Below are 10788 nucleotides of genomic sequence, written 5' to 3' on the forward strand. Positions count from 1 at the left end.
GAAGGCGGGTGGTGCCTACGTCCCGCTCGACGCGGCGTACCCGGCCCAGCGCCTGGCCTTCATGGTCGAGGACGCGCGGCCGAAGCTGCTCGTCTCCTCGCGCGCGCTGCGGGAGCGGCTGTCCCTCCCTGACTCGGGGCTGGAGAGCCTGAACCTGGAGGACCTGAAGCTGGACTCATGGCCCACGACGCCACCGAGCTCCGGCGCGGGCCCCCGCAACCTCGCGTACGTCATCTTCACGTCCGGCAGCACGGGGCGGCCCAAGGGTGTCGCCATCGAGAACCGGGGCTTGCTGCGCCTGTGCCACGCGGATCGGTACGCGCGGTACGGAGCACGAGAGACCAGCATCCTGCTCGCGCCCATTTCGTTCGATGGCTCGGTGTTGGAGCTGTGCCCCTCGCTGCTGCATGGCGGCCGAGTGGTCATCTACCCGGCCAACGCCGTCCCCAGTGACCTGGACACGCTGGGCGCGGTCATGGAGCGGCATGGCGTCACGTTCACGCACCTGCCCTCGGGCCTCTTCGCGCAGCTCGTGGAGCACCGCCCCGACATCCTGGAGCGCCTGAAGGAGATTCACGTCGGCGGTGAGGTCCTCTCGGCGCCCCATGCGCATCGCGCGCTGTCCACGGTGCGCGGCTCGCTGACCAACGCCTATGGGCCCACCGAGGTCTCGGTCATCGCCACGGCCTTTTCCATCCAGCGGCCGATGCCGTCGGGCGTGTCGTTCCCCATTGGAACGCCCATCGACAACACGCAGGCGTATGTCCTGGATGCCCGGCAGCAGTTGGTGCCCGTGGGCGTCCCTGGCGAGCTGTACCTCGGTGGCCTGGGCGTGGCTCGCGGCTACGTGTCGCGTCCGGACCTCACCGCCGAGCGCTTCGTCCCGAATCCCTACGGCAACCTCCCGGGAGATCGGCTCTACCGCACCGGTGACGTCGTCCGCTGGCGGGCCGAGGGCGTGCTGGAGTTCATCGGACGCACGGACCAGCAGGTGAAGATCCGTGGCTTCCGTATCGAGCTGTCCGAAGTGGAAGCCGCCCTGGCCTCGCAGCCCGCCGTGCACGAAGTCGCCGCCGTGGTTCGCGAAGACGTCCCCGGTGACAGGCGACTGGTGGCCTACGTCTCCGCGCGGGAGGGCCAGACGCTGGACACAGCCGCCCTGCGCGCGGGGCTGCGCCAGCGGCTGCCCGAGTACATGGTGCCGTCGGTCATCGTCACGCTGCCCACCCTGCCGCTGAATTCGACGGGCAAAGTGGACCGCAAGGCACTGCCGAAGCCGGATGCCGCGTCCACGGGACGACAGGGCCGCTTCGTCGAGCCCGCGAATCCACTGGAGCAGCGCATCTCCGCCATCTGGGCGAAGGAGCTGGGCACCGAGCGCGTCGGCATGCATGACCACCTCTTCGAGGAGCTGGGCGGCACGTCGCTCTCCGTCGTGCGCATCGCCGCGCGTTTGCGTGAAGAGCTGGGCCAGCCGCTCCCCGTGGTGTGGCTGTTCGAACACCCCACCGTCCAGGGGCTCGCCCGTGCCCTGGAGAAGCAGGGCGCGGAGGCCGCCGCCACGGCGACGCCTCACGTCGAGCCCGAGCCTCAGCGCCCCGTGTCCAAGCCCTCCACCTCGGGGGCCGTCGCCATCATCGGCATGGCGGGACGTTTCCCCGGCGCGAGGTCCGTGGGCGAGTTCTGGCGCAACCTGCGCGGAGGCATCGAGTCCATCACCTGGTTCAAGCCCGAGGAGCTGGAGCGCATGCCCGGCCTCCCCGAGGGCATCGACCTGAGCCAGCACCCGGCGTTCGTCCCGGCGGGGGGCGTGCTCGAAGGCGCGGACCGCTTCGACCACGCGTTCTTCGACATGTCCCTGCGCGAGGCGCAGTGGTTGGACCCGCAGCAGCGGGTGTTCCTCCAGTCGGCCTGGACGGCGCTGGAAGACGCGGGCATCGACCCTGATCGCTTCCCGGGGGCCATCTCCCTGTACGCGGGGGCCATCGACTCCGGCTACACGGAGGCGGTGCGCGCCACGGTGCCGCTGGATGGCGCCGCGCTGTTCGAGCTCTACGGCACGGCCACCCACGAGAGCCTGGCCACGAAGACGTCCTTCAAGCTGGGCCTCACCGGTGAGAGCGTCCTCATCCACACCGCGTGCTCCACGGGGCTGGTGGCGGTCCACCTGGCCTGCCAGAACCTGCTCGCGGGAATGTCCGACGTGGCCATGGCTGGGGCGACGCGCCTCTCGGTGCCCCAGCGCACGGGCTACGTGTACCAGGAGGGAATGATTCTCTCGCCGGACGGGCACTGCCGCTCGTTCGACGCGGCGGCGCAGGGCACCGTCTCCGGCAACGGCGTGGCCTGCGTCGTCCTCAAGCGCCTGGAGGACGCGGAGCGGGATGGCGATGCCATCTACGCGGTGATTCGCGCGACGGCGACCAACAACGACGGGCGCGACAAGTCGGGCTTCACCGCGCCCAGTGTGCAGGGACAGTCCGCGGTCATCCGCCAGGCGCTCGCGCGCTCCGGCGTGCCGGCCTCGGACATTGGCTACGTGGAGGCGCACGGCACGGCGACTCCGCTGGGAGACCCCATCGAGGTGACGGCGCTCCAGCGCGCCTACGGCCTGGGCCCCGAGCACCGAGGCACCATCGCCCTGGCCTCGTTGAAGTCCAACGTCGGCCACCTGGACACCGTCGCCGGACTCGCGGGCCTCATCAAGGTCGCGCTGTCGCTGCGGCACGGGGAGATTCCCCCGAGCCTGCATTTCGAGCGCCCCAATCCGCAGATTGATTTCGACGCCACGCCCTTCTTCGTCAACACCACCCTTCGGCCGTGGCCGAGGAGCGAGACCCCGCGGCGCGCCGCGGTCAGCTCCTTCGGCATTGGCGGCACCAACGCCCACGCCGTGCTCGAGGAGTCCCCGATGTCTCCGAGCGGCAGCAGCTCCCGCACGCATCACCTGTTCGTCCTGTCCGCACGCACGCCCGAGGCGCTGGATGCGGCCTCGAAGCAGCTCGCCTCCCATGCGGAGGCGCATGCCGAGGCCCTGCCCGTGGCGGATGCCGCCTTCACGCTCGCCGTCGGGCGCAAGGTCTTCGAGCACCGCCGCGTGGTGGTGGCTCGCGACGCGGCCGAGCTGACGCGACAGCTCCTCAAGCCCTCCACGCCGACGAAGGTGAAGGACACGGAGGCCGCGCGTCGGCGCCGCATCGCCTTCATCTTCCCGGGCCAGGGGAGCCAGCAGTTGGGCATGGGACGAGAGTTGCTCGACACCGAGCCCACGTTCCGCGCCCATGTCGAGGCGTGCCTGGCGCTGCTGACTCCGGCGCTGCGGGCCCAGGTCCGCACGCTGCTGACCTCCGCACCGGGACAGGAGGCCGAGCACGCGACGCTGCTCGCGGACACGCGCGTCGCGCTGCCGGCGCTGTTCACCGTCGAGTGCTCGCTCGCGCGGATGTGGATGGACTGGGGCCTGAAGCCCCATGCCGTCCTGGGACACAGCTTCGGTGAGTACGCCGCGGCCTGCGTCTCCGGAGTGTTGTCGCTGGAGGACGGCCTGAAGCTGGCCGTGGCCCGAGGCGAGCTGATGCACCGGATGCCGCCGGGAGCCATGCTCGCGGTGGCGCTGCCCGAGTCACAGGTGCAGCCGCTGCTGTCGGGCCGGCTGTCCCTGGCCGCGGTCAACGCGGTGGACCGCTGCGTCGTCGCGGGCCCCGTGGCGGAGGTGGAGCAACTCCAGGAGACGCTGAAGCGCCGGGACGTCGGTGTGGTGCGGATGCCCGCGCCCCATGCGTTCCACTCGGCGGATGTGGAGCCGCTGATGCCCGAACTCTCGCGGGTGGTGGCCTCGCTGCGCCGCTCCGAGCCGACCGTGCGCTACGCGTCCAGCGTGACGGGCACGTGGGCACGGACCGGGGCGCTGGCCGAGCCTCGGTACTGGGCCGACCAGATGCGCGAGCCGGTGTTGTTCGCCGACGCGGTGGGAGCGCTGCTCGAAGAGGGATGCAGCGTGTTGCTGGAGGTGGGCCCTGGACAGGATTTGACGCCGCTGGTGCGCGCATCACTGGGCCAGGACAAGGACCGGGTGAAGGCGCTCGCCACGCTGCGGCGGGGGACCTCAACGCCCGAGCACGCGAGTCTCCTCGCGTCCGTGGGTGAGCTGTGGACCCAGGGTGTGGAGGTGGAGTGGTCCGCCTTCTTCGCGCATGAGCAGCGCCACCGACTGCACCTACCCACGTATCCGTTCCAGGAGAAGCGCGTCTGGGTGGAGGCAAAGCCCGGCGCTGCACCTGTGCAGCCCCTGGTCGTCGCGGAGTCCGTGCAGATGAGGGCCGCGTCCGGAGCACCAACGCCGGTCGCGCATCCTCCGTCTGTCACAGCCATGGCGTCCGGGACGGAGCCCGGGCGTCCGACGACGACGGGGCTCGTGCCCCCGCCGGCGTTGGTTGCTCCGCCGGAGTCGTCTGGGTACAGACCTGCTCACGTGGTACCAGCGGAGGCCACTGGCGTCCGGCCCGCCCACGGAGTCCCGGCCGGGTCCCCAGGCTCACCGCCCGTGCACGGACTCCCGTCCGAACCCGCTGGCTCACGGCCCACTCACGCCGTCCAGAGTGAGTCCGCGGGCTTCCGCCCTGCCCACGTGGCGCCGTCGGAGACCTCAGGCTTCCAGCCAGCCCAGGTAGCGTCGCTGGAACCCTCGGGATTCCGACCCGGCCACGTGGCGCCAGTGGAGGCACCTCGGTCGCCACCGGTAACTCCCGAGCCGGAGGCCATGGAAGTCACGCCGACTCGCGAGGACGCACCGCGCGGTGCCATCGAGGAGCGACTCGCGGGACTCTGGCGTGAGCGTCTGGGCCTGGAGTTCGTCGGCCGCGACGACGACTTCCTGGAGATTGGCGGCAACTCGCTGATGGCCGCGCAGCTTCTCAACCAGGTCCGAGAAGCGTTCGGCGTGCAGCTCCCCCTGGCGGCGCTGTTCGAGGCGCCCACCGTGGCCGGCATCGCTCAGCGCATCGAGCCGATGCTGCGGCAGGCCCCCGTCGCCGCGCCGACGCGCGAGCTGCCCCTGGTCCCCCTGCCCCGCACAACCGAGCTGCCGCTCTCCTTCGTCCAGGAACGTGTCTGGCGGCTGGAGCAGCACCTGCCCGGCCTCTCCGCGTACAACATCCCCTTCGTCCTGCGACTCGAAGGAGATCTGGACGCGGCCACGCTGGCGCGCGCGGTCCAGGAGGTCGTCCGACGGCACGAGGCCCTGCGCACGACGTATGACGTGGTCGACGGCCGACCCGTCCAGCGGTTCCACAACGACGTACACATCCCCCTCCCCATCGTCGACGTACACGGAGCCACGCCCGAGCTGCGCGAAGCCGAGGCCATGCGCCTGGCGCGCGAGGAGGCGATGCTCCCGTTCGACCTGGTGAACGGGCCCGTCATCCGGACCTCACTGCTCAGGCTGGAGCCTGGGCACCACCTGCTGCTGGGCAGCATCCACCACGTCGTCTGCGACACGCTCTCCACCGCGCTCTTCATCAACGAGCTGGTGCAGCTCTACGGCGCCTTCAAGCAAGGCCGCCCGTCGCCCCTGCCTCCCCTGCCCATCCAGTACGCGGACTTCGGCGCGTGGCAGCGCGGGGGCATCCGCGAGGGCCGCTTCCCCGAGCAGGAGCAGTGGTGGCGTCAGCGGCTCGCGGGAATGCCGCGTCAGCTCGAGGTGGCCACGGACCGCAAGCGCCCCGCGAGTTGCCCGCTCACCTCCGTGCGCCTGCCCGTGGAGTTCCCGCGAGCCCTGGCCCGCGAGTTGGGCGCGTTCGGTAAACGCGAGGGCTTCACGTCGTACATGCTGGTGCTCGCCGCGTGGCAGACCTTGCTGCACCGCTACAGCGGACAGACGGACATCATCGTCGGCACACCCCTGGGCAATCGCACCCGGCCGGAGCTGCTGCCCCTCATCGGATACGTGGCGCACTCCGCCGCGTTCCGCACCAGCTTCGCGGACGACCCGACGTTCCGTGAGCTGCTCAACCGTGTGCGCCAGGAACTCAACGAGGTCCAGTCCCGTCCGGACGTGCCCTTCGAGTACCTGGTGGAAGCACTCGTCCCCGGCAAGGACATTGGCCGCGGGCGCATGACGGACACCGTCTTCGTGTTCCACAGCGGCATCAGCGGCGGAGCGGCGGCCCTGGAGATGACCGGGGTCCGCGGCTCCATCGTCGAAGTCCCTGACGGCCCCGTGCAGTGGGGCACCACGCTGTCTGACTTGACGCTCGTGCTTGGTGACGAGTCGGGCCGCGTCCACGGCGCGCTGGAGTACGCCACGGAGCTGTTCGACGCGGCGACCGCCGGTCGGATGGTGGACCACCTCCACGTGCTGCTCGCGTCCGCGATGGCTCGTCCGGATGAGCGCGTCTCTCGCCTGCCCCTGGCCACCGAGACCGAGCGCGCCACCTGGCCCGCGCCGCGTCCCGTGCGTGTCTCCACCTGCGTTCCGGCCCAACTCGCTGAGCGCTCGAAGCGGAACCCAGGCACCGTGGCCGCCATCATCGGGGACCAGTCCTGGTCCTGGGCGGAGCTGACCCGGCGCGCGGAGAACGTCGCCGCGCGACTGCGTGCCACGGGATTGAATCCCGGAGCCCCTGTCGCGGTCTGCCTGCCTCCGTCCCCCTCGAAGCTGGCGGTCCTCTGGGGTGTCCTCGAAGCCGGAGGCGCGGTGGTGGCCCTCGGCGCCACGGACCTGGGTGGGCTCGCGGCCTATGCGCCCCAGGGCGCGGCAACGCCCCTGCTCATCACCTGGCGAGGGGTCGTCACCTCCTCGAAGCTCGATGCCGCGCGCACGCTCTACCTCGAGGATCTCCTCGATGCATCGGTTCCCGCGAGCACGGGCGCACGTGGAACTCGCGCGGATGCGGCGGCCTGGCTGTTGCCTTCGGGCGCGGGCCAGCCGGCGTGGACGTTGGACCATCACTCCCTGGCGGAGTTGTTCACCGCGCTGGATGAGCGCCTGCGTCCGTCGGAAGGCGGCACGTGGCTCGCGGCGGTCGACACGTCGGCGGAGCGTCCGGAGCTGGAGATGTTGTGGGCGCTCTCGCGCGGTCTGCGCGTGGCGTTCCCCTCCGAGCAGGTCTCCGCGCGACTGGTGCGACTGCAAGGCGGCGGTCCTCGCACCCAGGCGATGGACATGAGCCTCATCTACTTCGCCAACGATGAGGACTCGATGACGGGTCCCAAGTACGAGCTGCTCGTCGAGGGCGCGAAGTTCGCGGATGCCCACGGCTTCTCGGCCGTCTGGACGCCCGAGCGGCACTTCCACTCGTTCGGCGGTCTCTACCCGCAGCCGGCGGTCGTCGCCGCGGCGCTGGCCACCATCACCAAACGCCTGCAGTTGCGCTCCGGCAGCGTGGTGCTGCCGCTGCATGACCCCATGCAGGTCGCCGAGCAGTGGTCCGTCGTGGACAACCTCTCGGGCGGCCGCGTGGGCCTCTCGGTGGCCACGGGCTGGCACGTGGCGGACTTCTCATTCGCTCCGGCCAACTTCGAGGACCGCCGCAACATCCTGATGAAGCACCTGGCGACGCTGCGCTCCCTGTGGCGGGGCGAGAAGATGAAGCGGCTGGGTGGCGGCGGCGTGACGGTGGAGGTGGGGCTGCGTCCGAAGCCCGTGCAGAAGGAGCTGCCCGTCTGGCTCACGGCCGTGGGCAATCCGGAGACGTTCCGACTGGCCGGCGAGGTGGGCGCGGGCGTGCTCACCGGTCTGCTCGCGCTGTCCATCGACGAGCTGAAGCAGCGGGTCGCCCTCTACCGGGAAGCGTGGCGTCGCAACGGCCACCCGGGGCGAGGACACGTCACGGTGATGCTGCACGCCTTCATCGGCGACGATGAACAGGAAGTCCTTCGCACGGTGCGCAAGCCGCTGCTGGGCTACTTCCGCAGCTCGGCGGAAATCACCGCCACGCTGCTCGCGGCCCAGGGGCACCAGGGTGAAATCGACAAGGTCTCCGAGGAGGACATCAACACCCTCCTGGAGCACACCTTCGAGCATCACGCGAAGGGTACGGGCCTCATCGGCACGGTGGAGAGCGGCTTCAAGCGCCTGCTCGACGTGCGGGTGGCGGACGTGGATGAGATCGCCGCGCTCATCGACTTCGGGCTCGAGACGCCCGTGGTGCTCAAGGGACTCGAGAAGCTCTCCGCCATCCGAGACCGCCTGGAGCAAGAGGCCGCCACGCGCCACGAGCAGGTCTTGGTGGAAGGCGACCAGGGCGTAGGCGAGGTGCTGGAGCTGGCACGGCAGTCAGGCCAGGTCCTCCTGCACACGTCCGCGCGCCTCGCGCGCACGCTGACCGAGCTGCCCGGCGCCCGTGAGGCGCTGGGGCCCGTGGGAGCCCTGGTGCTCGATGGGGCTTCGCCCGAGCTGGCCACGACGCTGCATCAGAGCTCGGGACTCCAGGTTTTGCTCGCGGGCGGCGCACGAGAAGGCGCGCTGGTTCCCCGAGGCCCCGAGGAGCGCATCCCCGCGGGCCTCCGTCCGTGGATTCTCGACGGCGCGGGCCACCCCGTGCCCGTGGGAGTCGTCGGAGAGCTGGCGCTGGAAGGCGCGGGCCTGCCCTCCGGACTGTGGCGCTCCGAAGAGGAGGAGCGCCGTCGTCTGGTGGCCCACCCCATGGGAGGCGCGTCCCAGGTGTTCCGCACGGGTCGCCATGCGCGACTGCGCGCGGATGGACGCGTGGAGAATGTCCAGGTCTCCGTACCCAAGCCCCCTGCCCCCGTGGCCAAGGCGCCACCCGCGAAGGCCGAGAGCCCCGCGCCCCGTGCGGCCACGGTGCCCACCGCGCCCATGGGGATTCCGAGGGCACGGCGCGACAGGCCGTTGCCGCTGTCCTTCGCGCAGCAGCGCCTGTGGTACCTGCAGCAGCTCGACCCGACGAGCACCGCGTACAACAACAGCTCCAGCTTCCGGCTCGTCGGACCGCTGGACACCGACGCGCTCCAGGCCGCGCTGAACACGTTGGTGCAGCGTCACGAGGTGATGCGGACCACGTACCAGCTCACCGAGAACGGAGCGGTGCAGATCATCCACCCCAAGGGTGGCCTGCCCATGCCGCTGGAGGTCGTGGTTGGAGCGACGTCCGAGGAGCGCGAGGACGAGCTGATGCGCCGCTGCCAGGAGAACGGCGCACGGACGTTCGACCTGGAGCAAGGTCCGGTCATCCGCGCGGTGTTGCTGCGCATGGGGCCGCAGGACCACGTCCTCAACATGGTCATGCACCATGCCATCTCGGATGCGTGGTGCTCGCTGGTGCTCGCGCGAGAGATGTCGGTGCTCTACGCGTGCTTCAGCGCGGGCATCCCCAACCCCTTGCCCGAGCTGCCCGTGCAGTACGCGGACTACGCGGTCTGGCAGCGGGAGTGGCTGGAGGGCGCGGTCCTCGACGGACAGATTCGCTGGTGGAAGGACCAGCTCATCGGAGTGCCCGCGCTGGAGCTGCCCGTGGACCGGTCGCGTCCGGCGGTGCAGTCCTACGACGGTGGCAGCCTGCGCTTCGTGCTGAGTCGCGAGGTGACGGAGCCCCTGCTCGCCCTGGGCCGCAAGGAAGGCGCGACGTCGTTCATGGTGATGCTGGCGCTGTACCAGGCGTTGCTGGGCCGCCACGCGGGACAGGACGACTTCGCCATCGGCATCCCCATCGCGGGACGCACGCAGCCGGAGACGGAGGGCCTCATCGGCTGCTTCGTCAACACCCTGGCCATGCGCTCCCAGCTCACGGGGACGCCGACCTTCCGCGAGCTATTGGGCCGCGTGAAGAAGCAGTCGCTGGGGGCCTTCTCTCGCCAGGACGCGCCCTTCGAGCGATTGATTGAAGTTCTCCAGACGCCGCGAGACCAGAGCCGCACGCCGGTCTTCCAGGTCGTCCTCAACGTCATCAACACGCCTCCGGCGGAGACCACGCATCAGACGCTCAAGCTGAGCCAGCTCGACGTCGCCACGGGGACGTCGAAGTTCGACCTGAGCCTGGAAGTCGTCGAGGGACAGGGCGAACTCGCCTGCCGCTTCGAGTACGCCGCGAAGCTCTTCGATGACGCCACGATGGAGCGCCTCGTCGAGCACCTCACCGTGCTCGCGCGCACCGTGGTGGCCTCACCGGACCTGCCGGTGCAGCGCCTCCCGCTGATGGGTGAGGAGGAGCGGCGACAGGTGCTGGTGGAGTTCCAGGGCCGCACGGAGTCCTACCCGCGCGATGTGTCCCTGCACTCGCTCATCGAGGCCCAGGTCCTTCGTTCTCCCAACGCGGAGGCCGTCCGCTTCGAGGACTCCTCTCTCTCCTTCTCCCAGCTCGACGCTCGCGCCAATCAGCTCGCCTGGCACCTGCGCTCTTTCGGCGCTCGCCCCGGCGTCCTCATCGGTGTCTGCCTGGAGCGCTCGCTGGACCTCGTCGTCGCGCTCCTCGCCGTCCTCAAGTCCGGCGCCGCCTACGTCCCCCTGGACCCGGCCTACCCCCGTGAGCGCCTCGCCGGAATGCTGGAGGACGCGGATGCGCCCGTCCTCGTCACCCACGAGCACCTCAAGGCCGTCCTGCCTCCTCACGCCTCTCGCGTGCTGTGCCTGGACTCCGACGCGGCCGCTGTCTCTCGTCAGCCCTCGACGACTCCCTCGCCCCTGGCCGGCGCCGACTCCCTCGCCTACGTCATCTTCACCTCGGGCTCCACCGGCCGCCCCAAGGGCGCCATGAATGCCCACTCCGGCATCGTCAACCGCCTCCTGTGGATGCAGCAGCAGTACGGCCTGTCTCCCGACGACTCCGTCCT

The 10788-nt window shown here is 70.4% G+C and carries 1 protein-coding gene (running past one end of the window); it reads left to right on the plus strand.

The window, feature by feature from the left end:
- Positions 1-10788 carry part of the coding region annotated (locus tag HUA76_RS24695; protein ID WP_371823516.1) for a non-ribosomal peptide synthase/polyketide synthase on the plus strand (this coding region is incomplete at its 3' end). The annotated region extends 17945 nt beyond the left edge of the window, so 10788 of the 28733 annotated nt are shown.

The sequence above is a fragment of the Myxococcus sp. CA056 genome, from assembly GCF_013336715.1.
GTDB classification, from domain to species: domain Bacteria; phylum Myxococcota; class Myxococcia; order Myxococcales; family Myxococcaceae; genus Myxococcus; species Myxococcus llanfairpwllgwyngyllgogerychwyrndrobwllllantysiliogogogochensis.